The sequence below is a fragment of the Achromobacter sp. SD115 genome, from assembly GCF_017355315.1.
In the GTDB taxonomy this organism is placed as follows: Bacteria; Pseudomonadota; Gammaproteobacteria; order Burkholderiales; family Burkholderiaceae_B; genus Achromobacter; species Achromobacter xylosoxidans_B.
Genome location: NZ_JADIJM010000016.1, coordinates 68,428 through 94,765 on the forward strand (window position 1 = coordinate 68,428; position 26,338 = coordinate 94,765).

A 26,338-nucleotide genomic window follows, 5' to 3' on the forward strand; every position below is an offset into this window, starting at 1 on the left:
TCCCCGGACGCGGAACACCTGCCGCCGGCACGGGTCTATAGGAAATACCCGCAAGCGCCGCCTGCCGCGGAATATCATGGGGCGGCGCGGCGTCCATGGCTTGCGCAGGGCGCGCCCATGATCCTGCGGGCGCTACACCGGAGACCATGATGCTGATACGCAAGCCTGACGATTTTCTTCCGTCCGAGATCACCTCCGAGGCTGTCTGGCGTTCGCGCCGCGAACTGATGCTGCGCGCCGGCGTGGTTGCCGCCGCCGCGGGCCTGCCAGGCTGGGCCACGCGCAGCGCGCACGCGCAGGAGGCCGGCGCCCTGTCGGGCAAGGCCAACGCCGCGCTGAGCGTCATGGACAAGCAGACCTCGCTGGCCGACATCACCTCGTACAACAACTACTACGAATTCGGCATGGATAAGGACGATCCTGCCGCCAATGCCGGCAAATTGCAGACCCGTCCCTGGAGCGTGAGCGTCGAGGGCGAAGTCGGCAAGCCGCGCACGTTTTCCATCGAAGAGTTGCTCAAGCTGGCGCCGATGGAAGATCGCGTCTATCGGCTGCGCTGCGTCGAGGGCTGGTCCATGGTGATTCCCTGGGTGGGTTATTCGCTGTCGGCGCTGCTTCAGCAGGTCGAACCTACCGGCAACGCCAAGTACGTGGAATTCGTGACCGCCGTGCAGCGCGAGAACATGCCAGGCGTGCGCACCGGAGTCCTGGACTGGCCCTACGTGGAAGGCCTGCGCATCGACGAGGCCATGAATCCCCTGGCCATGCTGGTGTTCGGCGTCTACGGCAAGGTGTTGCCGAACCAGAACGGCGCGCCGCTCCGCTTGGCGGTGCCCTGGAAATACGGTTTCAAGTCGGCCAAGTCCCTGGTGAAGATCCGCCTGGTGGAAAAGCCGCCCGTGTCGTCCTGGATCAAGGCGGCGCCGCAGGAATATGGTTTTTACGCCAATGTGAATCCGGACGTGCCGCATCCGCGCTGGAGCCAGGCCACCGAGCGCCGCATCGGCGAGGACGGCCTGTTCTCGCCCAAGCGCAAGACCTTGATGTTCAACGGTTATGGCGAGCAGGTGGCGTCGCTCTACCAGGGCATGGATCTGAAGGCGAACTATTGAGGCGTTTGTATGCCTGATGGCACTCCGCAGGCGGTTCCCGCCGCGCCGCCGCGCAAGACCCAGCTTTCCGCCAAGGCGGTAGGACGCTTCAAGCCGTTCCTGTTCCTGCTCGGGCTGGCGCCTTTCGCGCGCTGGATCTGGTTGGGCGTGAACAACGGGCTGACGGCGAATCCCGTCGAGTTCCTGACCCGCTCATCGGGCACCTGGACCCTGGTCTGCCTGCTCGTTACCTTGGCCATCACGCCGCTGCGCCGGCTGACGGGGCAGCCGGCCCTGGTGCGCTTGCGCCGCATGTGTGGCCTGTTCGCGTTCTTCTATGGCTTCATGCACTTCATGGCCTGGGTCTGGTGGGACCGCGGCTTCGATCCGGCGGGCATGCTGCGCGATATCGGCGAACGTCCCTTCATCATGGTGGGATTCGCGGCGTTCGTGCTGATGGCCGCGCTTGCGGCCACCTCGACGCAATGGGCCATGCGCAAGCTGGGCAAGCGCTGGCAGAGCCTGCATCGCGCCATCTATGTCATCGGGCTGTTGGCGGTGCTGCATTATTGGTGGCACAAGGCCGGCAAGAATGATTTGGCGCAGCCCGCCATGTACGCCGCTGTGCTGGCCCTGCTGCTGGGCTGGCGGCTGGTCGCGTGGCTGCGCGCGCGACGCTGAGGCTGGCCGGTCCTATAGCATCGCCAGCATGATGGCGGCGGTCTCCGCGTCGGGCTGGCCGTCGTACAGCGCCGGCCGGTAGTGCATCTGGAAGGCTGCTAGCGCGCCGATCGTGGCCGGATCCAGCGTGCCGTCCTGTGGGCAGGCGTAGCCCAGCCGCGCCAACTGCTTCTGGAACCACGCCACGTCGGGGACGCCCTGGGCCTGCAGCCGCGCCAAGTGCTCGGCGGCGCCGGTTTCGTCATACCAGCGCCCGATTCCAGCCGCCGCCAGCGCTTTCCAGGGGAAAAGGGGGCCCGGGTCGACCTTGCGCTGCGGGGCGATGTCGCTATGGCCCACGATGTTTTCGGGCGCGATGCCGTGCCGTTGGGCGATATCGCGCAGCAATATGGTCAGTGCGCGCAATTGCCGGTCGTTGTAGGGGTGCCAGACGGGCTTGTCGTCCGTGCCTTCCGTCCAGCCCGGATTAACGATTTCTATGCCGATGGATGTGCTGTTCATGGCGATGTTGCCGTACCAGGAGCTGGCGCCGGCGTGCCAGGCGGCGCGGTTCTCGTCCACCAGCCGGTAGACGCGCCCGGCGTCGTTGACCAGGTAGTGGGAGCTGACCTTGCCCTTGGAGAGCAACTCCATCGAGCGGGCGTCGTCGACGCTGGTGTAGTGCAGCACGATGCTGCGCACCCGGCTGGCCTGGCTGACCGCGGTGACCGAAGTGTCCAGGTCCAGGCCGGCGGGGCCGCGCGCGGCGCACCCTGCCAGGATGGCCGCGGCGAGCGGCGCAAGAATCAGGTGGCGCATGGGTCAGTGCGCCAGGAAGAGGAACAGCGTGGGCAGCTTGTCGAGCTGGGGCGCTGGCTGCTTTTTCCAGTCGGCCACGCTGCGGGTGACGATCCATTCGTCGGCGGTTGTGACCGAGCGCGCCACGCACAGCTTGGTGTCGCCCTTCAGGCTGGCCAGCAGCGTGGTGAACATGGCGGTATTGCGGTAGGGGGTCTCGATCAGCAGTTGGGTCTGGTTATGCTTGGCCGAGTGCTGTTCCCAGGCGCGCAACTGCTTGGCGCGTTCTGCCGGGTCCACCGGCGCATAGCCATGGAAGGCGAAGCGCTGGCCGTCCAGGCCGCTGGCCATCAGGCCCAGCAGGATGGAGGAGGGGCCGACCCAGGGCTTGACGGTTATGCCGAGCCGATGGGCGGCGTCCGCGACCTTGGCGCCCGGATCCGCGACGGCGGGGCAGCCGGCCTCGGAAACCAGGCCGATTTCCGCACCCTTGCGCGCAGGTTCGAGCCAGGCCTTGATCTGGGCGGCATCGGTCTTGTCGTTCAGGGTGTGGATGGTGATTTCCTGCAGCGGCCGGGTGGTGCCGATCAGCTTGAGGAAGGCGCGGGCGGTCTTGGCGTTTTCGGCGATATAGGTGTCCAGCCGGCCCGCCAGGGCGCGGACCTCGGCGGGCAGCCAGCGCTCGGGCGGCGCTTCGCCCAGGCCGACCGGGATCAGGTGCAGCGCGCCGCTCATGCGGGCGCTCCAGGGGCGTCCAGCGGATCCAGGCCGAACTGCGCCAGCATGCCGGTCAGCGCGATCAGCGGCAGGCCGATGATGGCGGTGGGGTCGTCGCTCTGGATGCTTTCCATCAGCGCGATACCCAGGCTTTCCGCCTTGGCGCTGCCTGCGGTATCGTAAGGTTCCTCGGCGCGCAGATAGGCCTCGATGGCGCGGTCCGTCAACGGGCGGAAACGGCAGCGCGTGACAATGTCGGCTTTTTCCACCCGTTGGCCGTCGGTGACCGCCAGGGCGCTGTGGAATTCCACGATCTGACCTGACAAGGCTCGCAATTGCGCCAGGGCGCGCGGGAAATCCCCCGGCTTGCCTATGGGCTGTCCGTCCACGGTGGCCACCTGGTCCGAGCCGATCACGATGCTGCCAGGATGCTTGGCGGCGACCGCCATGGCCTTGGCCACGGACAGGCGCAGCGCCAGGGCTTCAGGTGTTTCGCCCGGCTGTGGCGTTTCGTCTACATCTGGGGAAATCGCCGTGAAGGGCAGGCGCAGGCGGGACAGCAGTTCTTTGCGGTAACGCGAGCTGGACGCGAGGATCAGGCTAGGCTTTGAAGGCATGCGATATTTGACGTTAATGCGTAAGTCACAGTATTATCTAACGTTTTGCGGGATTTTTGCATGGCTGGGCGTTAAGCCCACTGCATAATGCACAACCCCGCGAATGCAAAGGACTGAACATCAAGCGCATCGATGCATACGCATTTGCCCACATGGGCAAGGAAGCGCAAGGAACCATACCTCTTGTGCGGTTTACGCGCGCGGTTGACGGGCTACCCGAACAACCGCAGGGCGATGCCGGGCTGGTGACGTGGTCCGTGCGCGGCGAAATGGGTAAATCCGGCCTCTTGCTGGGCCGGCCGCTGCTGCATGTCCATGTTCAGGCGAATCCGGTTCTGGTGTGCCAGCGGTGCAATGAGCCGTTTGTGTACCCGATCGACAGCGAAGTCCTTTTGCAGCTGGTCAAGTCCGAGGCCGATCTCGACGACGATGCTTCCTACGGGGATCCATCCGGCGAGGACGACGAGGACGAAGAAGGAAATGGTTTTGTGTCCAACCTGCCTGAAAAGGTGGTGGGTTCGCATCATTTTGATCTGCTGGCCCAGATCGAAGATGAGCTCATTCTGAGCGTTCCGTATGTGCCCAAGCATGATGTATGCCCGGGCGCGCTGGCCAAGGTCAGCGAAGCTTCTCCCGAGGAGCCCGCTGTCAAGCGTCCGTCGCCGTTTGCGGTGCTGGAACAACTGAAGCACAAAGATTGAGATCAACATCGGGCCGCATCGCGTACAATGCGCCCCGTTTCTAGGAGTCATCATGGCCGTTCAACAAAACAAGAAGTCCCCGTCCAAGCGCGGTATGCACCGCTCGCACGATTTTCTGGTGAACCCGCCGACGGCGATCGAACCCAACACGGGCGAAGCGCATCTGCGTCACCACATCAGCCCCAACGGCTTCTACCGCGGCCGCAAGGTCCTGAAGACCAAGGCCGACGAATAAGGCCCCCGGGCCGAACTCGTACTCGGACCATTTCGGCTGAGCGCTGATACCTGGCACCCGTGATACGCATCGCCATAGACTGTATGGGCGGAGACTTCGGTCTGCCCGTCACGATTCCGGCTGCGATCGAGTTCGCCCGGCAATTTCCGGATACCCGGCTATTGCTGGTCGGGCTTCCCGACGCTATTGAAGCGGCGCTCTCCGAGCACCGCGGGGTAGCGCGCGATCGCATTGAAATCGTGGCGGCTTCCGAGGTCGTCACCATGGACGACCCGGTCGAGGTCGCCCTGCGCCGCAAAAAAGACTCCTCCATGCGCCTGGCCGCCCAGTCCGTCAAGGACGGGCGCGCCGACGCCTGCGTTTCCGCGGGCAATACCGGCGCGTGGATGGCCATTTCACGCTATGTGCTCAAGACGCTGGACGGCATAGACCGCCCCGCGATCGCCACGTCCATTCCGAACCAGACGGGCCGCGCCACCACGGTGCTGGACCTGGGTGCGAATGTGGACTGCACGGCCGAGCACCTGCTCCAATTCGCCATCATGGGCGCCGCGCTGTCGCAGGCGGTGGATCATCGCGAGCGTCCCTCCGTGGGCTTGCTCAATATCGGCGAAGAGGTCATCAAGGGCAACGAAGTCGTCAAGGAAGCCGCCGAGCTTCTTCGAAGCAGCCCGCTCAACTTCTACGGCAACGTGGAAGGTAATGACATATTCAAGGGCACGGTCGACGTCGTCGTCTGCGACGGTTTCGTCGGCAACGTCGTGCTCAAGTCCGTCGAAGGGCTGGCGAAGATGTTGTCCAGCGTCATTCGCGAAGAGTTCAAACGCAATCTGATCACGCTGCTGGCCGGCGCGGTGGCCAAGCCGGTGCTCAACCGCCTGCGCACCCGCGTCGACAACCGCCGCTATAACGGCGCCGCCTTGCTGGGCCTGCGCGGCGTGGTCATCAAGAGCCATGGTTCCGCGGACGTCTACGCCTATGGATTTGCGTTGCAGCGCGCCCGCGAAGCCGTAGTGAGTAAACTGCTGGAGCGCACCGCCGAGACGGTCGCTCAGATTACCAAGCGCGTTCAATCTGGCGAGGGCCCAACGGCTTCGCCGCCGAACGTGGCTGGGGACACCGCTTGATGGATACCGCAATGAAATATTCCGTGATCGCGGGCACCGGCAGCTTCCTGCCGGAACGCGTGGTTTCGAATGACGAACTGGCGGCGGAGCTGGCGACGCGCGACATCGCCACTTCCGACGAATGGATCGTCGAGCGCACCGGCATCCGCCAGCGCCATCTGGCCGAACGCGGCGTGACCACCAGCCAGCTTGCCACCGAGGCCGCGCGCCGCGCGCTGGCCGACGCGGGCGTGGACGCGTCCGAGGTCGACCTGATCGTGCTGGCCACGTCGACCCCCGATTTCGTGTTCCCGAGCACCGCCTGCATCGTGCAGGCCAATCTCGGCGCCAAGGGTTCGGCGGCATTTGACGTGCAGGCCGTGTGCAGCGGTTTCGTCTACGCGATGACCACGGCGGACAGCTTCATCCGCGCCGGCCGCGCGCGCTGCGCGCTGGTGATCGGCGCCGAAGTCTTCTCGCGCATCCTGGACTGGAACGATCGCGGTACTTGCGTGCTGTTCGGTGATGGCGCCGGCGCCGTGGTGCTCAAGGCATCCGACAAGCCCGGCATCCTGGCCGCGCAATTGCACGCCGACGGCAGCCAGGCCAAGATCCTGAACGCCGCGGGCAACGTCGCCTATGGCGACGTGACCGGCGATCCGTTCCTGCGCATGGACGGGCAGGCCGTATTCAAGCAGGCCGTCACGGTGCTGGACCGTTCCGCGCGCGATACCTGCGCCGAAGCGGGCGTCGAGATCGCCGACGTCGATTGGCTGATCCCGCACCAGGCCAACGTGCGCATCCTGAATTTCCTGGCGCGCAAGCTTGCCGTGCCGGTCGAGAAGGTCGTCGTCACCGTCGACAGCCACGCCAACACCTCGGCGGCCAGCGTGCCGCTGGCCCTGGATGCCGCGCGCCGCGATGGCCGCGTCAAGCCGGGCCAGTTGATCCTGATGCAAGGCGTGGGCGGCGGATTCACCTGGGGCTCGGTACTGGCCCGCATGTAAGGGCGCGCTCCGGCGCGGCGTGGCACATGCGCCACGGCCGCCGGAACGATGTGCCTGGCATTCCACACAGACACTGAATCAATCCATACGGTCCATCATGAAAATCGCTTTTGTCTTTCCTGGCCAAGGTTCCCAAGCTGTCGGCATGCTGGACGCCTGGTCCGGCGTCGCCGCCGTCACGGACACCGTGGCGCGGGCCAGCCAGGCGCTGGGGCAGGATCTGGGCGCGCTGATCGCGCAGGGTCCCGCGGAACAGCTCAACCTGACCACCAATACTCAACCCGCCATGCTGACCGCCGGTGTCGCGATGTACGCGGCCTGGTGTGCCGCAGGCGGCCGCAAGCCCGATGTCGTGGCCGGCCACAGCCTGGGCGAGTACGCCGCATTGACGGCCGCGGGCTCGCTCGCGCTCGAAGATGCCGTGCGCCTGGTGCGCGTGCGCGCTGATGCCATGCAGGCTGCCGTCCCGGTGGGCACCGGCGCCATGGCCGCCATCCTGGGCCTGGACGACGACGCCGTGCGCGCTGCCTGCGAGGCTGCTGCCCAGGGCGAGGTCGTCGAGGCCGTGAACTTCAACGCGCCCGCGCAGGTCGTGATCGCGGGCCACAAGGCCGCGGTCGAGCGCGCCTGCGAGCTGGCCAAGGCGGCGGGCGCCAAGCGCGCGCTGCTGCTGCCGGTGTCCGCGCCGTTCCATTCCAGCCTGCTCAAGCCTGCCGCCGAAGTGCTGGCCGGCGCGCTGGCTGGCGTGACGGTGTCCACGCCGCAGGTACAAGTGATCAACAACGTCGACGTGGCTTCGCCTGTCGAGCCCGGGGCAATCCGGGATGCGCTGGTGCGCCAGGCATGGCATCCTGTGCGCTGGGTTGAAACCCTGCGCGCGATGAAGGCGCAGGGCGTCACGCACATCATCGAATGCGGTCCCGGCAAGGTGCTGGCCGGCCTGACCAAGCGCATCGACCCCGAACTCACGGGCATGGCCATTACCGATCCTGCTTCGCTGGAAGCCGCGTTGGCCGCCGTCAACGGAAATTAAGAATATGGACAACACCTCGATCGAACTGCAGGGCAAGATCGCGCTGGTGACCGGCGCCACCCGCGGCATCGGCCGCGCCATTGCCCAGGAACTGGCCGCGCGCGGCGCCACGGTCGTCGGCACCGCCACCTCCGAGTCGGGCGCTGCCGCCATCACCGAAGCGCTGGCGCCGTTGGGCGGTCGCGGCGTGGTGCTGGACGTGACCGACGCCGCTGCCTGCGATGCGCTGATCGACGCGCTGGGCAAGGAAGGCGGTGGTCCCCATATCCTCGTCAATAACGCCGGCATCACCCGTGATACGCTGGCAATGCGCATGAAGGACGAGGACTGGTCGGCGGTCATCGACACCAATCTGGCTTCGGTTTTCCGCCTGTCGCGCGCCGTGCTGCGCAACATGATGAAGGCCCGCTGGGGACGCATCATCAACGTCACGTCGGTGGTGGGATCCAGCGGCAACCCCGGCCAGGCCAACTACGCGGCCGCCAAGGCCGGCGTCGCTGGCATGGCGCGCGCCCTGGCGCGCGAGCTGGGCAGCCGCAACATCACCGTGAACTGCGTCGCGCCCGGTTTCATCGATACCGACATGACGCGCGCCTTGGGCGAAAATCAGACTGCGGCCCTGTTGCAGCAGATTCCGCTCGGCCGCCTGGGTTCGCCCGCGGACATCGCCCACGCAGTGGCGTTTTTGTCCGGGCCGCAGGCGGGTTACATTACCGGCACCACCCTGCACGTCAACGGCGGGATGTACATGCAATAAGTCACGAATCGCGCGTAGGCGGCCCGTTCCGCCGCGCCGCCGCCGGACTCGACCGGGGCGGCAACGCGAGGTTCAACCGGAAACGCCGCACACCGGTTTCCTGCGCCACTCCCGGCGACAGATCAAGTGCGCGGTGTTATTTTTGTCACGGCCAGGCGTCGCAAAACTCAGCGCTTGGCTATAATTCGCGGGATTTTTCCCATTTGGAGATCTGCATGGAAAGCATCGAACAGCGCGTCAAGAAGATCGTCGCTGAACAACTTGGCGTCAACGAAGCCGAGATCAAGAACGAATCCTCCTTCCTTGACGACCTCGGTGCCGATTCGCTCGACATGGTCGAACTGGTCATGGCGCTCGAAGACGAATTCGAGACCGAGATCCCCGACGAAGAGGCCGAAAAGATCACGACCGTGCAACAAGCGATTGACTACATCAATTCGCACGGCAAGCAGTAAGCTGGGCTTTTACCCTTCTGGTTGCCTCGCGACATCTGTCGCAGCCAACCGGGAAATCGGGGCGGTTTCAGGAATTTGCCGTGCGGTCCGCATGCGGGAAGGGCGTAGTAAAGCCCGACCCGCTTTCGTGTGGGCCGCACGTGCAGCGCATCCCGAAAACCGCCTTTCTTTTGTCTGTTTGAGGAGTCATCCGTGAAGCGACGTGTCGTCATCACTGGCCTGGGTATCGTTTCTCCCGTCGGGAACGACTTGACCACCGCTTGGGACAATATCGTCAACGGACGTTCTGGCATCAGCCGCATCACCCGTTTCGATCCCTCGGCCATCACCACGCATATTGCCGGCGAAGTCAAAGACTTCGACATCAGCACCTATATCTCGGCCAAGGAAGCCCGCCAGATGGATACCTTCATCCATTACGGCCTGGCCGCCGGGATGCAGGCATGGCGCGATTGCGGCCTGGAAGTCACCGAAGCCAACGCGGAACGCATCGGCGTGATCGTGGGTTCCGGCATCGGCGGCCTGCCGCGCATCGAGGAAACCCAGGTCGAATACCTGGCCAAGGGTCCGCGCCGCATTTCTCCGTTCTTCGTGCCCGGTTCGCTGATCAACCTGATTTCCGGCCATCTGTCCATTACCTATGGCATGAAGGGTCCGAGCTACGCGGTGGTGTCGGCTTGCACCACCGGCCTGCATTGCATTGGCGATGCCGCGCGCCTGATCGAGTACGGCGATGCCGACGTCATGGTGGCCGGCGGCGCCGAATCGACCGTGTCGCCGTTGGGCATCGGCGGTTTTGCCGCCATGCGCGCCTTGTCGACCCGCAATGACGATCCTGAAACGGCTTCGCGTCCCTGGGACCGCGACCGCGACGGTTTCGTGCTGGGCGAGGGCGCAGGCGTACTGGTGCTGGAAGAGTACGAACACGCCAAAAAACGCGGCGCGCGCATCTACGGCGAGCTCGCAGGCTATGGCATGAGCTCGGACGCGCACCACATCACGGCTCCGGACAAGGACGGCCCGCGCCGCGGCGTTTTGAATGCGCTGCGCAACGGCGGCTTGAACGCGGAAGACATCCAGTACGTCAACGCCCACGGCACCTCGACGCCCCTGGGCGACAAGAACGAGACCGATGCGCTGAAGCTGGCTTTCGGTGATCACGCCAAGAAGCTGGTGGTCAATTCGACCAAGTCCATGACCGGGCACCTGCTCGGCGCGGCCGGCGGCATCGAGGCGGTGTTCACCACCCTGGCGGTCTACAACCAGGTGTCGCCGCCCACGATCAACATCTTCAATCAAGATCCGGAATGCGATCTGGATTACTGCGCCAACGAGGCGCGGCAGATGAAGATCGACGTCGGCCTGTCCAACTCGTTCGGCTTCGGCGGCACCAACGGCTCGATGGCCGTTCGCCGGGTCTGATTTGGACGAGCCGCTCGGGGGACGCTGGGCGTTTCGCGTGCCTGTCCTGAGGCCAAAAAGCGCCATGGCGCTTTTTGGCCTGGCGCTGGCCGCCGCTGGCGGCAGTGCGCTGATGGCGGCGTCCTGGCACGGCATGGCATGGGAGGCGGGCACGGCGATCGCGCTGCTGCTGGTGCTGGCCGGGCTGTTACACTCGACACGGAGCAGCCTGTCCCCCGTATCCGCATTGCGCGCGGCAGCCGGGGCAGGGCGCTGGCAGGTGCGCCTGCCGCAAGGCTGGCAGGACGCGAGACTGTTGCAGGAACAGCGCGGTCCGCGCTGGCTGACGCTCACTTTGCAGCCCTTGCCCACCGGGAGTACGGCCTTTACCAACAGCACAATTACCCTCACCGTCTGGCAGCGGACGTTGCGACCTGAGTCCTGGCGGCGCCTGTGCCTGCTGGCCGGCGCGGCGCGGCCCGCCCGTCCGGCGGCCCGCCTGCGGGAGGCGTCATGAGCGAGCGCGAAGTCGACGCTGAGCTTGTCGCGCGCGTCCAGCGGGGCGACAAGAAGGCTTTTGACCTGCTGGTGCTCAAGTACCAGCGCAAGATTCTCCGCCTCTTGGCCCGCATGATCCGCGACCCCTCGGAAATCGAGGACGTGGCCCAGGAGGCCTTCATCAAGGCCTACCGCGCTTTGCCGCAGTTCCGGGGCGAGAGCGCCTTTTACACTTGGTTGTACCGGATCGCCATCAATACGGCGCGCAACTGGCTGGCCTCACAGGGCCGGCGCCCCAGCGCGCCCAATGCGATAGAAACGGAAGACGGTGAAACTTTTAACGAAACCGACAACCTAACCGATATAAGCACGCCGGAATCCATGGTCGCCAGCCGCGAAATCGCCGAGACGGTGAACGCGGCTATCGAGGAATTGCCTGAAGAATTGCGCACCGCAATTGTCCTGCGTGAAATCGAAGGTATGAGTTACGAAGACATCGCCCAAAGCATGGATTGCCCTATCGGTACGGTGCGCTCCCGCATTTTTCGTGCGCGTGAAGCCATTGCCGTCAAGTTGCGTCCGTTGCTAGGCACCGATGCCGAGCGTCGCTGGTAAGGAGTGGCAGTCATGCAAACAGCAGCCAAATCCGTTGTGATCGCCGAGGCCTCCTGGGAGGAATCGGTTTCCGCCTGGATGGACGGAGAAGAATCCGACGACATATTTCCCGGTTTGTTGTCCCGCGAGGGGCGCGAGACCTGGGACACCTATCATCTGATCGGTGATTCCCTGCGCAACGCCGATCTGGCGCTGACGCCCAGCGCGGCCTTCCAGGCCCGCCTGGCACGGGCGCTGGACGCGGAATTGCCCATTGTTGCGGCGCCTCGGCGCCGCTCGCCATTGCGGGTCGGCCTGTCCGGCCTGGCCGTGGCCGCGGCGGTCGCGACCGTTGCCTGGGTGGCGCAGCCTTACCTGACTGGGGAACCAGCCTCGGAAGTGCGCGTGCTGGCCGATGCCAGCACCACGCCGGCTGCCGGCGTCGAGGATACGGGCCTGCGCGACTATCTGGAGGCACATCGCCAGATGGCCGGCCCCAGCGCCGTGCGCCAGGTGTCCTTCGACACCGGAGTGGGGCGCTGATGGCGTTGGTGCTTCCCTCGCGCTGGCCGGTGCTGGGTCGGGCCGCCACGCTGCAGGCCCACCGCGCCGGCTGGTTTGCCGCCACGCTTCTGACCGCTTTCCTGGCCGCGCACGAACCCGCGCGCGCGGCCGACGCCGCGCCTGCGGCCGCCGACGACGTGGTCCAACTGCTGACCCGCATCCAACAAGCCGCCCGCAAGCAGGACTACGCCGGCGTCTTCATGTATCAGCAGGGCGAAACGATCCAGTCTTCGCGCCTGGTGCACGTCATGGACGGTACCGGCGAGCGCGAACGCCTGGAAATTCTCGACGGCCAGCCGCGCGAGTACCTGCGCCACAACGAAGACGTGCAGTGCCTGATCCCCGAGCGCAAGACCGTGCTGCTGGAGCGCCGCCGCGGCGATCGCTTCCCCGGCCTGCTGCTGGGAGAAGCGGCGAATCTGTCCGAGTTTTACAAGATCCGCGCCGAATCCGCCCTGCACCGCGTGGCCGGACGGGAGTGCCGCCTGATCACGATCGAACCGCTGGACAAGCTGCGCTACGGCTACCGGCTGTGCGCGGATGTCGAAACCAATCTGCTGCTGAAGGCCCAGACGCTGAACGCCGCCCGCGGCGTGGTCGAACAGGTCTCGTTCACCTCGCTGAGGCTGGGTCCGGAAGTCGATCCTCAGTTGCTGACCTCGCGCTGGAGCACGCGCGACTGGAAGGTGCTGGAGCCCTCGATGAAGCCAGTGGACTTGGCGGCCCAGGGCTGGCGCATTCCGGCGCCGAAGGGGTTCAAGCCGGTCATGCAGGTGGCGCGTTCGATGGGCAAGGGCGTTACGGTCAACCAGATGGTATTGTCCGATGGACTGGCGGCCATTTCCGTGTTTATCGAACCTTACGACAGCCAGCGCGGCCACCGTCCTCCCCATGGCGCCGCGCAGCGCGGGGCGATCACGGTCTATGGCACGCGTATCGCTGATTTCTGGCTGACCGCGGTGGGCGAAGTGCCCGTCGCGACGCTGGAACAGCTGGCGCAAGCCACTGAATATGTGCCCGCCGCGCCCGCGGCAGCAGCGCCCGCCGCGGGGTCGCCCGCCGCGGGATCGCCCGCCGCCGAACCCAAGTGATCGGCCGGTTGCGGCAAGCAGCAATTTCGGAGTAACACTTATGAAAGCAATGACAGTGTCGAATGCATTTTTCCGGCGCTTTCTGATGGCGGCCGCAGCCAGCGTCATGATGGCCGGCGCCTATGTGCCTGCCGCCGTCGCCCAGGCGCCGGCGGTGACACTGCCTGATTTCACGACCATTGTCGAAAAGGCCGACCCTGCCGTCGTCAACATCCGCACCACGGCCACGGTGCCGGTGCGCGGCATGGGGCCTGGCGGCGGCAACGATCCCTACGAACTGTTCCGCTGGTTCTTCGGCCCCGAATTCCAGCCTCCCGGCGGCGGCCAACCCGGTCCGTCACAACGCCAGCGTCCGCAGCCTTCCCAGCCCGAAGAGCGCACCGTGCCGCGCGGCGTGGGTTCCGGCTTCTTCATTTCGGACGACGGCTACATCCTGACCAACAACCACGTGGTGGTGGATGCGACGGACATCTACGTCACGCTGACCGACGGCCGCGAGTTCAAGGCCAAGGTCATCGGCACGGATGAACGCACCGACGTCGCGCTGATCAAGATCGAAGCCAAGGACATGACGCCGCTGGTCATCGGGGATCCCAAGAAGCTCAAGAAGGGGCAGTGGGTGCTGGCCATCGGTTCGCCGTTCGGCCTGGATTCCACCGTGACCTCCGGCATCGTCAGCGCCATCGGCCGCGATACCGGCGAATACCTGCCCTTCATCCAGACTGACGTGGCGGTCAACCCGGGCAACTCGGGCGGTCCACTGATCAACCTGCAGGGCGAGGTGGTGGGCATCAACTCCCAGATCATTTCGCGCAGCGGCGGTTTCATGGGCATTTCGCTGGCCATCCCGATCGATGAAGCCATGCGCGTGGTGGACCAGTTGCGCGCCACCGGCAAGGTCACGCGCGGTCGCGTCGGCGTGCAGATCGGCGAGGTGGGCAAGGACGTGGCCGAAGCCATTGGCCTGCCCAAGGCCGAGGGCGCGCTGGTCAGCAGCGTGGAAGCCGAAGGTCCTGCCGAGCAGGCCGGCGTGCAGCCGGGCGACGTGATCCTCAAGTTCAACGGCGAACCCATCAAGCGCTGGTCCGATCTGCCGCGCATCGTGGGCGAAACCAAGCCGGGCACGCGCGCCGACATGGAAGTGTGGCGCAAGGGCAAGAACCTCACCCTGTCGGTCAAGGTCGGCGAAATCCCGACCGAAAAGGCCGCCAACGCCAGCAAGAAGGGCGCGGCGCCGGTGCCGGAAGTCACCAACGCGCTGGGCCTGGGCGTGGTCGACGTGCCGGCCGACGTGCAGAAGAAGCTGCGCATCAAGGGCGGCGTCCAGGTCAAGGTGGCCGAAGGCGCTGCCGGCAAGGCCGGCCTGCAGGAAGGCGACATCGTGTTGGCCCTGAACGACACCGACGTCACCGGCGCCAAGCAGTTCGGCGAACTCGTGGCCAAGCTGGACAAGGGCCGCGCGGCCGGCCTGCTGGTGCGCCGCGGCGACCAGACGCAGTGGGTGGCGGTGCCGGCATCGAAGTAATGCCGGGCCTGTCCCCCGCGTTCGCAGAAAAAAGGCTCAAGACCGGCTAAAATGGCTGGTTGCCGCAAGAGGGGGCGCATGGCGCCCCCTTGTTTTGCCCGGGCCCGACCCGTTGGCGCCCCCCTCGTCAGCCGTGCGTACTCCGGCGGCGGTGTCTTCCGGCCATGTGCCGAGTGTTCCGTCCCTTATAATTTCAAGCATGCAGCATATTCGCAACTTCTCCATCATTGCCCACATCGATCACGGCAAATCGACCCTGGCCGATCGCCTGATCCAGCGCTGCGGCGGATTGGCGGATCGCGAGATGTCGGCGCAAGTCCTTGATTCCATGGAAATCGAGCGCGAGCGCGGCATCACCATCAAGGCCCAGACCGCCGCCCTGCACTACAAGGCGCAAGACGGCAAGGTCTACAACCTGAACCTGATCGACACCCCGGGACACGTGGACTTCTCGTATGAAGTCAGCCGTTCCCTGTCGGCCTGCGAAGGCGCGCTGCTGGTGGTGGACGCCTCGCAGGGCGTCGAAGCGCAGACCGTGGCCAATTGCTACACCGCCATTGAACTGGGCGTGGAAGTGCTGCCCGTGCTGAACAAGATGGACCTGCCGCAGGCCGATCCCGATGGCGCCCGCCAGGAAGTCGAGGACGTGATCGGCATCGACGCGTCGCAGGCGGTGCTGGCCAGCGCCAAGACCGGCATGGGCATCGACGAGATCCTGGAGATGGTCGTGGCCCGCGTGCCGCCGCCCAAGGGCGATCCGGACGCGCCGCTGCAGGCGCTCATCATCGATTCGTGGTTCGACAACTACGTGGGCGTGGTGATGCTGGTTCGCATCGTCAATGGCATGCTCAAGCCCAAGGACAAGATCCTGCTGATGGCTTCGGGTGCCACCCACCTGTGCGAGCAGACCGGCGTGTTCACGCCGAAGTCGCAGCAGCGCCCGCATCTGTCGGCGGGCGAGGTCGGTTTCATCATCGCCGGCATCAAGCAGCTGGAAGACGCCAAGGTGGGCGACACGGTCACCCTGGCCAACAAGCCCGCCGCCACGCCGCTGCCCGGTTTCAAGGAAGTGAAGCCGCAGGTGTTCGCGGGCTTGTACCCCGTGGAAAGCTCCGAATACGACCAGCTGCGCGATTCGCTCGACAAGCTCAAGCTGAACGACGCCGCGCTGATGTTCGAGCCGGAAGTGTCGCAGGCGCTGGGCTTCGGCTTCCGTTGCGGCTTCCTGGGTCTGCTGCACATGGAAATCGTGCAGGAACGCCTGGAGCGCGAATTCGACATGGACATCATCACCACCGCGCCGTCGGTGGTGTATGAAGTCGAGCAGCGCGACGGTTCAGTGATCACCGTGGAAAGCCCGTCGCGCATGCCTGAAGTGGGCAAGATCGCCGACATCCGCGAACCCATCGTGAAGGTCACGCTGTTCATGCCGCAGGACTACGTGGGCCCTGTGATGACGCTGTGCAATAACAAGCGCGGCTCGCAGGTCAACATGAGCTACCACGGCCGCCAGGTGCACCTGGTGTACGAGATCCCGCTGGCCGAGATCGTGCTGGACTTCTTCGACAAGCTGAAGTCGGTGTCGCGCGGCTATGCCTCGATGGACTACGAGTTCCTGGAGTACCGCTCGGCCGACGTGGTGCGCGTGGACCTGCTGATCAACAATGACCGCGTCGACGCGCTGGCCGTGATCGTCCACCGCAGCAACGCGCGCCATCGCGCCCGCGACGTGGTCACGCGCATGCGCGGCCTGATTCCGCGCCAGATGTTCGACGTGGTCATCCAGGCCGCCATCGGCGCTGAAATCATCGCCCGCGAAAACGTCAAGGCGCTGCGCAAGAACGTGCTGGCCAAGTGCTACGGCGGCGATATCTCGCGCAAGAAGAAGCTGCTGGAAAAGCAGAAGGCCGGCAAGAAGCGCATGAAGCAGGTGGGCAGCGTGGAAATTCCGCAGGAGGCGTTCCTCGCCATCCTGCAAGTGGAAGACAAATAGAACCCGAAAAGGCGGTTAGCTGATGAGTTGGAACTTTGCCCTGATTCTTTTTGTTTTGCTGGTGTTGACCGGCATTATCTGGGTGCTTGATCTGGCAGTGCTGCGCAAGGGCCGCGAACGCCGGGCCCAGGCGGCAATGGCGCAATACGATACGGCCCTGGTCGGCGACGCCCAGGAAGCCGAGCGCCTGCGCCGCGAAGCCGGCGACGCCGCGCGTCGCATGCCGTGGTGGATCGAATACGCCGTCAGCTTCTTTCCCGTGATCCTGTTCGTGTTCATGCTGCGCTCGTTCGTGGTCGAACCCTTCCGCATCCCGTCGGGCTCCATGCTGCCGACCCTGCAGTCGGGCGACCTGATCCTGGTGAACAAGTTCAGCTACGGCCTGCGCCTGCCGGTTATCGACAAGAAGATCATCGAGGTGGGCAAGCCCCAGCGCGGCGACGTGTTCGTGTTCCGCTACCCCGTGGATCCGGACGTCGACTACATCAAGCGCGTGGTCGGCCTGCCGGGCGACGAGGTCGCGTACCTGGACAAAAAGCTCTACATCAACGGCGAATTGGTGCCGCATGTGCGCGACGGCGATTATTTCGAGCCAGATCGTGTGTCGTATATCGCGCAATTTAAAGAGAAATTGGGCGAAATTGAGCACAAAATCCTGCTGGATGAGGGTAAGCCGCAGGAGTACGGGCCGATGTGGCAATTTCCCAACCGCCAGAACTGCCAATACAGCCGTAATGGGGTACGCTGCAAAGTACCCGAAGGGCAGTTTTTCGCCATGGGCGATAATCGGGATAACAGCGCCGACAGCCGGTATTGGGGCTTCGTTCCGGAATCCAATATCGTCGGCCGCGCGTTCTTCATCTGGATGAATTTCAGCGATCTCAGCCGCATCGGCCGCTTCAACTGATTATGTCGCTAGCCACGCTAGAAAACCGCCTGGATCACCACTTCAGTGATCCGGCATTGCTCGAACAAGCGCTGACGCATCGCAGCCACGGCGCGCGCCACAACGAGCGCCTGGAATTCCTGGGGGATTCCGTGCTGAACTTCGTCGTTGCGGCGATGCTGTTCGAGCGCTATTCCAAAATCGACGAAGGCGATCTGTCGCGCCTGCGCGCCAATCTGGTCAAGCAGGCCTCGCTGGCGGACATCGCCCAGCGGCTGGAACTGTCCCAGTACCTGCGCCTGGGCGAAGGCGAATTGAAGAGCGGCGGCTTCCGCCGTCCTTCCATCCTGGCGGACACGGTCGAGGCCCTGTTCGGCGCCGTGTTCCTGGACGCGGGCTTCGATGCCGCGCGCCGCGTGATCGTGCGCCAGTACCAGCCGGTGCTGGCCTCCGTCGACCCCAAGACCCTGGGCAAGGACGCCAAGACCTTGCTGCAGGAATTCCTGCAGGGCCGCAAGCTGGCGCTGCCGCTGTACACGGTGGTGGCCACGCATGGCGCGGCCCACAGCCAGCAGTTCGAAGTCGAATGCGCCATTCCGGCGCTCGAGATCAAGGTGATGGCGCCTGGCGCCAGCCGCCGCGCCGCCGAGCAATCGGCGGCCAAGCTGGCGCTGGAGGCCGCATTGGCCGTCAGCCCGGCGACCAAGGCTGCCCGCAAGTCGGGCAAGGCGCGCAAAACCGCGCAATTGTCGCTGCCGGTGGCAGTGGCTCAAGAGACTAAATGAGCGATACCCCTTTTCGTACCGGCTTCGTCGCCATCGTGGGCCGCCCCAATGTGGGCAAGTCCACCCTGACGAATGCCCTGATCGGTTCCAAGATTTCCATCGTGTCGCGCAAGGCGCAGACCACGCGCCACCGCATCCACGGTGTGCTGACGCGCGAGCACGAGCAGTTCGTGTTCGTCGACACGCCCGGTTTCCAGACCCGCCACGGCGGCGCCATGAACCGCATGATGAACCGCGTGGTCACGCAGGCCCTGGCCGACGTGGACGTGGTGGTGCATGTGGTGGAAGCCGGCAAATGGTCCGAAGGCGACGCCAAGCTGCTGCCGTTGCTGCCCGCGCCGGAACGCACCATCCTGGTCGTGTCCAAGATCGACGCATTGAAGAACCGCGACGACCTGTTCGCCTTCGTGTCCAAGATCATGGCACTGCATCCCTACGGCGCGGTGGTGCCGGTCAGCGCCACCAAGAAGCAGCAGCTGGATCAGTTGTTGGAAGAGATCGCGTCGCGTCTGCCGGAAGGCGAGGCGATGTTCGAGGAAGACACGCTGACCGACCGCCCCATGCGCTTCATCGCCGCCGAACTGGTGCGCGAGAAGATCTTCCGCCTGGTCGGCGACGAGCTGCCCTACGGCTGTACTGTCGTCATCGAGCAGTGGGAAGAGACCGCCAAGGGCGCCAGCATCAACGCCTGCGTGGTGGTCGAGCGCGACAGCCACAAGCCCATTCTGTTGGGCACGGGCGGCATGCACATGAAGCGCATCGCCACGGAGGCGCGGCAGGACATCGCCAAGCTGCTGGACAAGCCGGTGCACCTGGAGGTCTATATCAAGGTGCGCAAGGGCTGGTCCGACCGCGAGGGTGCGCTCCGCGATCTGGGCTATGAGTAGAAGGGCGCCTCGCGTCCAGGATCGCCCCGGATATATGTTGCACGCCACCGCGTGGCGTGAGACTTCCCTTATTGTTCAGACTTTCTCCCGCGATCATGGCTGTGTGGCCATGGTCGCCAAGGGCGCCAAGCGCCCGTATTCCGTGCTGCGTCCGGTGCTGTCCGCGTTCCAGCCGCTGCTGCTGTCGTGGACCGGCAACGGCGAGGTCAAGACCCTGACCCGCGCCGAGATCGCCGGCATCCGGCCGCTGACAGGCACCGCGCTGATGTCGGCCTGGTACATGAACGAGCTGCTGCTGCGGCTGCTGCCGCGCGAAGACGCCCATCCGCTGCTCTACGATGCCTACGACTTCGCCTTGCAGCAGTTGTCCGGCGGCACCCGTGCGGCGGGCGCGCTGCGCCGCTTCGAATGGACCTTGCTGCGCGAAACCGGCTATGGCGTGGACGAGGCGCCGCCCGATTTCGACGATCCCGCGATCGAGCCGGCGCTGCGCCGCGACCTGCGCGAACGGCTGGCCGAAATCCTGGCGGGCCGGCCCTTGTCGACCCGCCGCGTGTTGATGGACCTGCAGCGCATCTGAGCGCATCGCGACCCGGCCATGACCTTCACGCTCAAGCAGGTCGAGACCTTCCGTACCGTCTATGAAACGGAAAGCGTGACCGCGGCCGCGAGGCGGCTGGACGTGTCGCCCGCCACCGTCAGCGCGACCCTGGCCGCGCTCGAAGCCAGCATCGAGCTGCGGCTGTTCGAGCGCGTGCGCCAGCGCATGCAGCGCACGCCAGAAGCGACCTTGCTCTATGAGGAAATCCGTCGCCTGAACGTCGGCCTGGAAAGCCTGGGCCGCAAGATCCGCGCGATCCGCGGCGCGGCGCAGCCGCGGTTGCGCATCGGCTGCATCCATGCCTACAGCGGCGCGATCATCAGCGATACCATTGCGCGCTTCCGAACCCGCTATCCGGATACCGGTCTGTATCTGCAGATCCGCGACTCCAACACCTTGCGCGACATGGTGGTGTCGGGCGAACTCGATCTGGCCGCCGTCGCCGACGAGTCTGAACTGGAAGGCTTGCGCGGGCACCGGCTGGCCAGCCTGCGCGCCGTGGCGGTATTTCCCAAGGGGCATCCGCTGGCGCGGCTGGACCAGGTGGATTTCACCCATCTGGCCGACGCCGACGTGATCGCGCTGAACGCCGAGGACGGCTCGCGCAAACGTCTGGACGCGCTGCTGGCGCAAGCGGGGCAGAGCCTGAAGGTGGCCATCGAAACGCCATACTCCAGCACGGTGTGCCAATTGGCGCTGGCGGGACACGGCGTGGGCATCGCCAACCCGGCCACGGCGGTCGGCATGGCGGCGGCGGGCCTGAGCTATCGCCCTCTGGCCGCGCCGGTGCATTTTGAATGCCACATGATTCTGCATGGCAGCCGCCCCTTGTCCGAAGCCGGCAAGTTCTGGGCGACCTGCCTGCGCGGCGCGCTGGCGCCGCTGGTGGAAAGCTTCGGCGTCTAGTGCCCTGAGCGGGGACGCTAGCCGCGGCGGCCGTCCGAGGTCACGATCAGCACGACGGAAGATTCCGCGTCCAGCAGGCCCGAGCGCCGCAGCCGCGACACGGCAGCCAGCGCCGCGGCCGACGACAGCTCGGTCGCCAGACCCATGCGTTCTAGTCGTTGCTGCGCTTGCGCGGCCGCCGCGTCTGATATTTCCACGGGCGTGCCGCCGGAGCGCGACAGAGCTTCCAGCGACTGCAGCGTGCTGGTGCTGCCCGCGATCGAATACTGGTCCGTCACGCCGTCCCATTGCTTGCGCGCGTCGCCAATCGCGCGGGCGCGCGACAGGCGGGCGTACGGTTCCACCGCATGCAGCCGGGGCAGGCGGGCGATGCGTCCGCTTTGCAGCAGATGCTGCCAGCCCAGGAAGATGCCCCACAGCAGGTCGCCGCGCGCGGTGGGTACGACGATGTCGCTGGGTACGCCGCAGGCTTCCAGGATTTCCAGCGCAATGGGCTTGTAGCCTTCCACGCCGTAGGGGTGGGTGCCGACGGGCGGATTCAGATAGTTGGTGCCGGCGAAGGCGCCGTGATTGCGGCACAGGTCCTCGACATGGGGCCAGCGGCTCAGGCTGTCCTCGAAGGCGGTCAGACGGGCGCCGAAGCGCTGCATGGCCTCGCGCTGCAAGGGCGGGCAGTTGGTGGTGATGGCGATGTCGGCCTCCAGCCGCGCGGCGGCGCAATAGGCGGCCAGCGAGACCCCGGCATTGCCGCTGGATGCGGCCGCCACGCGGGTGGCGCCCGCCAGGCGCGCGCGCGACACCAGCTGGGCCGCCATGCGGTCCTTGTGGCTGCCGGTGGGATTGGCGCTTTCGCATTTCAGCCAGAGCTGGCCTACGCCCTCGGTCTGCGCCAGCGCGGGCATGGCGAGGCAGGGAGTGGCGCCTTCGCCCAGCGTGACGGCGTCCAGCACCGGCAGGGGCATGGCGTCGTCCGTGGCAGGTTCGTAGAGGCATTCCAGGCCGGCGGGGTGGCCGGCTTCCAGGCAGCTGGGGCAGCCTTCGGGGTAATCGGCGGGTGGCCACAGGCTGGTGCAGCGGATGCAGCGCAGGCCGGACAAGCTAGGGTTCATCTGCATGGGTCAGTACTTCGAAGCGAGGGAATCAAGGGGCAGGGCGGGCGCGACCTGCAGCAGGCAATCGCCGTCGTCGCTGCGGGCTATGGCGCGCAGGCAGACCACGGTGCCGGCCTGCGGACTGGTCAGGGCTCGCGGCGGCAGGTCGGGGCGGGCGGGTTCCATCAGTTGGCCGATGCGCTGGCGCGCGCCCACCATTTGCCCCAGTCCGACGGCAGGCACGAACACGCCGGCCTCGTTGGCGCGCAGGGTGGCGGCGGGGGCATCCAGGTCGTAGAGATGGATTTCGGGGGTTAACGCAGGGGGGCGGTCTGGCAAGAGGCCTAGTTCGCCCAGGCAGCCCAGCAGGCCGTCGCGGCAGCGGTCGACCAGCGCCTGGCTGGTTTCGCGCCCGCCGCCGATCTCGGCGCTCAGGCGCAACACTCCATGACGGCTGGCGGCGGCCGGCATCGAGCCCGCCTCGGCGCCGCGGAAGAACATGCAATCGGGCAGCCCGAAGGCGCGCGCCAGGGCGGGCAGGCGTTCGTCGTAGGCATCGTTGCCGTAACGCGTGATCACCGAGGAAGGCAGGTAGCGCAGCGACGCGCCGCCGCTGTGCACGTCCACCAGCGCCTGTATGCGGGGCAAGAGCCGGGCCTCCAGCGCGGCCGCCACGCTTTCGGTGTAGCCGCGCGCGGGGGCGCCCAGGAAGGCGCGATTCAGATTGCCGTCGTCCGAGGGCGACAGGCGCGTGCCGGCAAGCGACGCTTCGGCGTTGGCCGCGGGCAGCAGGTAGACCGTGCCGCGCCGCAGGATGCCGGGCAGCAGGCGCCACAGTTCCAGGATGGCAGCCTGGCCTTCCCATTCGTCGCCATGCACGCCCGCCATCAAGGCGACGGCGGGGCCAGGCCCCGCCTCGATCCGCAGCATCGGGATGGTGACGCGCCGGTAGGCCGACGCGTTGGTCGCGGCGGCGCAGGAAAAGTCCTCGCGGCTCACCGTGGCCATGCGGCGGCTCCTGCTCGTGCGGCGTTCGGGCTCAATCCAGCGTGGTGCCGGCGGCCTTGATGATGCCTTCCCATTTGGGCAGCTCCTTGCGTATCTGGTTCTGTACATCCTGCGGCGTGCCGCCGAGCGGTTCCTGGGAGCGGCTGCGCAGTTCCTTGCTGACGCTGTCCGAGCGCAGCGCCGCGTTCATCGCCGCGTTCAGCCGTGCGATGACCTCGGGCGGGGTGCCGGCGGGCGCGACCAGCGCGCTCCAGGCCGACTGCTCGTAGTCGGGATAGCCTTGTTCCGCCACCGTGGGCACGTCCGGATTTGAGGCGGCGCGGGTCCGGGTGGTGACCGCCAGCGCCCGCAGGCGGCCGTCTTTCAGGTTGCCGATCAGCGGCGGCAGGTTTTCCATCATGGAATCGACGTGGCCGCCCAGCAGGTCGGACAGCTGTGCGGCCGTTGCCTTGTACGGGATCTGGCGCACGGCGGCGCCGGTCTGGGCGATGAAGAGCTTGACGCCGACTTCGCTGGTGGTGCCCGGGTCGGCCGAGGTCATCGTCAGGCGTTGCGGCTGGGCGCGGCTGGCTTCGATGAATCCCTTCAGGTCGCGATAGGGCGATGACGCATTCACCACGATGACGTTGGGCGTTTCGGCGACCAGGCCGATGGCGGCGATGTCGCGGTCCAGGTCGTAGAGCTGCTGCTTGAACAGGAAGCGGTGCAGCACCAGGGTGCCGACGTGGGCATAGCCGATGGTGTAGCCGTCGGCCGCCGCGCGCGCCACGGCCTGGGTGCCGATGCGGCCGCCCGCGCCGACGCGGTTTTCCACCACCACGGGCTGGCCCAATTGGCGGCTCATCTCCTGGCCCACCAGGCGTGCGGTGATGTCGGCGTTGCCGCCGGCCGCGGCCGGCACGATCAGCGTGATGGCGCGTTCCGGGTAGGCAGCCAGCGCGGCGGGCGCGGCCAGGCTGAGCAACAGGGCGGCAAGACAGGCGGTGCGTTTCATGACGTTTCCCCAGGCATTGAGAGCTGCGCCATTGTGCGGTCGCGGCCTGGGGAATACGTTTGTTTCAATGAGATGGATGTTCAATAAAACCTAAGACTTGTCCTTGTTGCGCCGGTCCGCGGTCCGTCCCAGGCCATGTCCTACCGCGGCGGCGGCTAGGGCGCAGATTGCGCCCAGCGCGGCAACCAGGGCCACGCCGTAGCCCAGCGTGTCCACGCCGGCCTTGACCCAGCCGCTGGCCGCATCGCCCGCACGGTAGACCACGGTGTCGATGACGTTCTTGGTCTTGTACTTGTCTTCGGGCGGGACCGCCGTGAACAGCATTTCACGTCCCGGCCGGATCAGCGCGTACTCGCCGACGCGGCGCACGATCATGGCTGCGGCCAGCACGCCGAACACGGGAAAGGCCGCCAGGGCCAGGAACGCGGCCGTCATGGTCAGCGGCACGGCGGTCAGCAGGAAACGCAGCCCCAGGCGGGTGGCGACGCGGCCGGTGATGAAGATCTGCGACAGCAGCGACAGTGCCTGCACCGTGAAGTCCAGCGCGCTGAAGACGCGGATGCGCTGGGCCGTGTCGGCAAAGGCGTGCGCCACCAGCCGGGCCTGCTCCATGTAGAGAAAGGTATTGAGCGTGGCCAACAGGATGACCAGCAGCGAAATTCCCAGCAGATAGGGCGACTGGAAGATGCGCGAGATGCCTGCCAGGATCGAACCCTCGATCGGCCGGCGCATGTCGTCCGGCGCCGCGTCTTCGCGGTTGGCCGCGCGCCAGCGCAGCAGCCAGCGCTTGAGGGGCAGGGTGGCGGTCAACAGCAGCGCCGACAGCAGCAGCAGGCCGGCGGGCCCCAGGGCGCCGGCCAGCAAACCGCCCAAAAGCGGGCCCGCCAGCCCGCCGGCGCTTGCGCCTGCCGCGATCAGTGCGAACAGGCGCTTGGCGGATTCCATGCGGAACACGTCGGCCATCAGGCTCCAGGCGATGGAGACGACGAACAGGTTGAAGACCGACAGCCAGACGTAGAAGCCGCGCGCGGCCCAGACGCTGCCGGGCCGCAGATGGAGCAGCACGGCGAAAGCGGCCATGCTGAGCGCGAAGAGGGCGTAGACCCAGGTCACCAGCATGGCGCGGGGCACGCGCGCCGACAGCCAGCCGAACAGCGGCACCACGGCCAGCATGGCGACGAAGGTTGCGGTGAATAGCCATTGCAACTGGTCGACGCCGGCCTGGATACCCATGGTTTCGCGTATCGGCCGCAGCATGAAATAGCCGCAGAACAGGAAGAAGAAAAAGGCGAAGCCGCAGGCCGCCGGCGCCAGTTCTTCCTGAGGAATGCCCAAGGCCTGTGCGGCGCGGCCTGCCAAGCTGCCGGGGGCGGGCGCCATGGCGTCAGGCCAACAGGGCGGCGATGCGTTCCCGCATGGCGGCATCCGGCATCCGCCCGAAGCCGGCCTGCGCGTTGTCCACCATATTGGCCGGCTTGGAGGTGGCGGGGATGACGGCGGTGACTGCGGGATGGCTGATGATGAACTTCAGGAAAACCTGCGCCCAGGACTCGCAATCGATCTCGGCGGCCAGCGGAGGCAGCGCCATGCCCTTGACCCGGCGGAACAGCGCGCCGTCCTGGAAGGGGCGGTTGATCAGCACGGCGACGCCATGGGCCTGGCAGGCGGGCAGAAGGCGCTTTTCGGCGTTGCGGTCGGCCACGGACAGATTGACCTGGAGGAAGTCGGGCTTTTCCCGTTCCACCAGTTCGGTCAGTTCGTCGTGGGCGTGGTCGGTGTAGTGGGTGATGCCGACATAGCGGATCACGCCTTGCTGCTTCAGCTCGCGCAGCAGCGCCAGCTGATTGACGGTGTCGATCAGGTTGTGCACCTGGACCAGGTCGAGCTTGTCGCTGCCTAGCGCCTGCTGCGATTGCCGTACCTGGCGCATGGCCGATTCATGGCCCTGCGTGCTGATCTTGGTCGCCAGGAAAGTCCTGGCGCGCAGGCCGCCGTTGCGGGACAGCAGCGCGCCGGTGACCGCTTCCGCCTGCCCATAGCTGGGGGCGGTGTCGATCAGCTTGCCGCCCTTTTGCAGCAGCGTGTCCAGCACCTGGGCCAATGGCGCCATGGCGGCCTTGTCGGTCGGCGAAACGTTGAAGGTGTCGGCGGTACCCAGCCCGATGACGGGCAGCGCTTCGCCGGATACGGGTATGGTCCGGGACCACATCGGCGTCACCACGCTGAGCGCGCGGGCTGGCCAAGCGGATCCGATCAGGGCGCTGGCTGCGGCGGTCTGGAGGAAGCGGCGGCGATCGGGCATGGCGTGGCTCCGGCGGAAAGGCGCCCGGCGGGCAA

At 66.1% G+C, this 26,338-nt stretch carries 29 protein-coding genes; 21 read left to right on the plus strand and 8 right to left on the minus strand.

All coding sequences use genetic code 11. The features are described 5' to 3' along the window. Window positions 1-149 precede the first annotated feature (149 nt). Together msrP and msrQ are read left to right on the plus strand one after the other, a co-directional pair. Window positions 150-1,112: a protein-methionine-sulfoxide reductase catalytic subunit MsrP gene (gene msrP, locus IPU70_RS21430; protein WP_207470266.1), complete on the plus strand. Its 963-nt coding sequence runs from the start codon at window positions 150-152 to the stop codon at window positions 1,110-1,112. A 9-nt stretch (window positions 1,113-1,121) separates the two neighbouring features. After that, window positions 1,122-1,772, plus strand: a complete 651-nt coding sequence (gene msrQ, locus IPU70_RS21435) for a protein-methionine-sulfoxide reductase heme-binding subunit MsrQ (protein WP_207470106.1) — start codon at window positions 1,122-1,124, stop codon at window positions 1,770-1,772. 12 nt (window positions 1,773-1,784) lie between these two features. On the opposite strand, the gene IPU70_RS21440 is transcribed toward msrQ, so the two are convergent. The 3 genes from IPU70_RS21440 to IPU70_RS21450 are packed head-to-tail and all read right to left on the minus strand — an operon-like array spanning window position 1,785 to window position 3,883. Further along, window positions 1,785-2,570, minus strand: coding sequence for an N-acetylmuramoyl-L-alanine amidase (locus tag IPU70_RS21440; protein ID WP_207470108.1), 786 nt, complete (start codon window positions 2,568-2,570; stop codon window positions 1,785-1,787). 3 nt (window positions 2,571-2,573) lie between these two features. Next, entirely contained in the window at window positions 2,574-3,284 is a 711-nt protein-coding gene (locus tag IPU70_RS21445) for an SAM-dependent methyltransferase (RefSeq protein WP_207470110.1), read from the minus strand. Further along, window positions 3,281-3,883, minus strand: coding sequence for a Maf-like protein (locus IPU70_RS21450; protein ID WP_207470112.1), 603 nt, complete (start codon window positions 3,881-3,883; stop codon window positions 3,281-3,283). The genes IPU70_RS21445 and IPU70_RS21450 overlap by 4 nt, the downstream gene beginning before the upstream one ends. A gap of 152 nt (window positions 3,884-4,035) precedes the next feature. Here IPU70_RS21450 and IPU70_RS21455 point away from each other — a divergent pair, with 152 nt between their 5' ends. The 19 genes from IPU70_RS21455 to IPU70_RS21545 all read left to right on the plus strand — a co-directional run bounded on the left by IPU70_RS21455 (window position 4,036) and on the right by IPU70_RS21545 (window position 20,908). Beyond that, entirely contained in the window at window positions 4,036-4,584 is a 549-nt protein-coding gene (locus tag IPU70_RS21455) for a DUF177 domain-containing protein (RefSeq protein ID WP_207470114.1), read from the plus strand. A 52-nt stretch (window positions 4,585-4,636) separates the two neighbouring features. Beyond that, window positions 4,637-4,819: a 50S ribosomal protein L32 gene (gene rpmF / locus IPU70_RS21460; RefSeq protein ID WP_013392223.1), complete on the plus strand. Its 183-nt coding sequence runs from the start codon at window positions 4,637-4,639 to the stop codon at window positions 4,817-4,819. Window positions 4,820-4,878: 59 nt separating this feature from the next. Further along, entirely contained in the window at window positions 4,879-5,946 is a 1,068-nt protein-coding gene (gene plsX, locus IPU70_RS21465; protein ID WP_013392224.1) for a phosphate acyltransferase PlsX, read from the plus strand. Continuing rightward, window positions 5,946-6,932 carry a beta-ketoacyl-ACP synthase III gene (locus IPU70_RS21470; RefSeq protein ID WP_207470116.1) on the plus strand — a complete coding sequence of 329 codons (987 nt, stop codon included), beginning with the start codon at window positions 5,946-5,948 and terminating at the stop codon, window positions 6,930-6,932. Before plsX ends, IPU70_RS21470 begins: the two co-directional genes overlap by 1 nt. Before the next feature lie 97 nt (window positions 6,933-7,029). Further along, a complete protein-coding gene (gene fabD, locus IPU70_RS21475) occupies window positions 7,030-7,965 on the plus strand; it encodes an ACP S-malonyltransferase (RefSeq protein WP_207470117.1) in 936 nt (311 codons plus the stop codon). A gap of 4 nt (window positions 7,966-7,969) precedes the next feature. Next, on the plus strand, window positions 7,970-8,722 hold the full coding sequence (fabG, locus tag IPU70_RS21480; protein ID WP_207470119.1) for a 3-oxoacyl-ACP reductase FabG: 753 nt from the start codon (window positions 7,970-7,972) through the stop codon (window positions 8,720-8,722). Between the two features lie 215 nt (window positions 8,723-8,937). Beyond that, window positions 8,938-9,177, plus strand: coding sequence for an acyl carrier protein (acpP, locus tag IPU70_RS21485; RefSeq protein WP_003813816.1), 240 nt, complete (start codon window positions 8,938-8,940; stop codon window positions 9,175-9,177). Window positions 9,178-9,369: 192 nt separating this feature from the next. Next, window positions 9,370-10,599 (plus strand): beta-ketoacyl-ACP synthase II, encoded by a 1,230-nt coding sequence (gene fabF / locus IPU70_RS21490; RefSeq protein ID WP_013392228.1) that lies wholly within the window; start codon window positions 9,370-9,372, stop codon window positions 10,597-10,599. A gap of 1 nt (window position 10,600) precedes the next feature. After that, entirely contained in the window at window positions 10,601-11,095 is a 495-nt protein-coding gene (locus IPU70_RS21495; protein WP_242702630.1) for a hypothetical protein, read from the plus strand. Continuing rightward, the gene (gene rpoE / locus IPU70_RS21500; RefSeq protein ID WP_013392230.1) at window positions 11,092-11,691 is read left to right on the plus strand and encodes an RNA polymerase sigma factor RpoE; all 600 of its coding nucleotides are present in this window, start codon (window positions 11,092-11,094) and stop codon (window positions 11,689-11,691) included. The genes IPU70_RS21495 and rpoE overlap by 4 nt, the downstream gene beginning before the upstream one ends. Before the next feature lie 12 nt (window positions 11,692-11,703). Next, complete coding sequence (locus tag IPU70_RS21505; protein ID WP_207470121.1) at window positions 11,704-12,213, plus strand: sigma-E factor negative regulatory protein; 510 nt, start codon at window positions 11,704-11,706, stop codon at window positions 12,211-12,213. Beyond that, window positions 12,213-13,325, plus strand: coding sequence for a MucB/RseB C-terminal domain-containing protein (locus tag IPU70_RS21510; protein WP_207470128.1), 1,113 nt, complete (start codon window positions 12,213-12,215; stop codon window positions 13,323-13,325). Before IPU70_RS21505 ends, IPU70_RS21510 begins: the two co-directional genes overlap by 1 nt. A gap of 40 nt (window positions 13,326-13,365) precedes the next feature. Next, window positions 13,366-14,850, plus strand: a complete 1,485-nt coding sequence (locus tag IPU70_RS21515) for a DegQ family serine endoprotease (RefSeq protein WP_207470129.1) — start codon at window positions 13,366-13,368, stop codon at window positions 14,848-14,850. A gap of 199 nt (window positions 14,851-15,049) precedes the next feature. Continuing rightward, window positions 15,050-16,843 carry a translation elongation factor 4 gene (gene lepA / locus IPU70_RS21520; protein ID WP_207470131.1) on the plus strand — a complete coding sequence of 598 codons (1,794 nt, stop codon included), beginning with the start codon at window positions 15,050-15,052 and terminating at the stop codon, window positions 16,841-16,843. Between the two features lie 22 nt (window positions 16,844-16,865). Then, window positions 16,866-17,750, plus strand: coding sequence for a signal peptidase I (gene lepB / locus IPU70_RS21525; protein WP_207470132.1), 885 nt, complete (start codon window positions 16,866-16,868; stop codon window positions 17,748-17,750). 2 nt (window positions 17,751-17,752) lie between these two features. Further along, window positions 17,753-18,514, plus strand: coding sequence for a ribonuclease III (rnc, locus tag IPU70_RS21530; RefSeq protein ID WP_013392236.1), 762 nt, complete (start codon window positions 17,753-17,755; stop codon window positions 18,512-18,514). After that, window positions 18,511-19,401: a GTPase Era gene (gene era / locus IPU70_RS21535; RefSeq protein WP_013392237.1), complete on the plus strand. Its 891-nt coding sequence runs from the start codon at window positions 18,511-18,513 to the stop codon at window positions 19,399-19,401. Before rnc ends, era begins: the two co-directional genes overlap by 4 nt. Further along, the gene (recO, locus tag IPU70_RS21540; protein ID WP_207470133.1) at window positions 19,394-19,981 is read left to right on the plus strand and encodes a DNA repair protein RecO; all 588 of its coding nucleotides are present in this window, start codon (window positions 19,394-19,396) and stop codon (window positions 19,979-19,981) included. The genes era and recO overlap by 8 nt, the downstream gene beginning before the upstream one ends. 18 nt (window positions 19,982-19,999) lie before the next feature. Beyond that, window positions 20,000-20,908, plus strand: a complete 909-nt coding sequence (locus IPU70_RS21545; protein ID WP_207470134.1) for a LysR family transcriptional regulator — start codon at window positions 20,000-20,002, stop codon at window positions 20,906-20,908. 17 nt (window positions 20,909-20,925) lie between these two features. Here IPU70_RS21545 and IPU70_RS21550 read toward each other — a convergent pair whose 3' ends face one another. From IPU70_RS21550 to IPU70_RS21570, 5 genes are all read right to left on the minus strand, one after another. Then, a complete protein-coding gene (locus IPU70_RS21550; RefSeq protein WP_207470136.1) occupies window positions 20,926-22,023 on the minus strand; it encodes a pyridoxal-phosphate dependent enzyme in 1,098 nt (365 codons plus the stop codon). A 3-nt stretch (window positions 22,024-22,026) separates the two neighbouring features. Beyond that, window positions 22,027-23,007, minus strand: a complete 981-nt coding sequence (locus tag IPU70_RS21555) for a succinylglutamate desuccinylase/aspartoacylase family protein (protein WP_207470143.1) — start codon at window positions 23,005-23,007, stop codon at window positions 22,027-22,029. 31 nt (window positions 23,008-23,038) lie between these two features. Beyond that, window positions 23,039-24,001 (minus strand): tripartite tricarboxylate transporter substrate binding protein, encoded by a 963-nt coding sequence (locus IPU70_RS21560; RefSeq protein WP_207470146.1) that lies wholly within the window; start codon window positions 23,999-24,001, stop codon window positions 23,039-23,041. A gap of 90 nt (window positions 24,002-24,091) precedes the next feature. Continuing rightward, window positions 24,092-25,381: an NTP/NDP exchange transporter gene (locus IPU70_RS21565; RefSeq protein ID WP_207470147.1), complete on the minus strand. Its 1,290-nt coding sequence runs from the start codon at window positions 25,379-25,381 to the stop codon at window positions 24,092-24,094. Window positions 25,382-25,385: 4 nt separating this feature from the next. Continuing rightward, a complete protein-coding gene (locus IPU70_RS21570) occupies window positions 25,386-26,303 on the minus strand; it encodes an aldo/keto reductase (RefSeq protein WP_207470150.1) in 918 nt (305 codons plus the stop codon). Window positions 26,304-26,338: the final 35 nt, after the last annotated feature.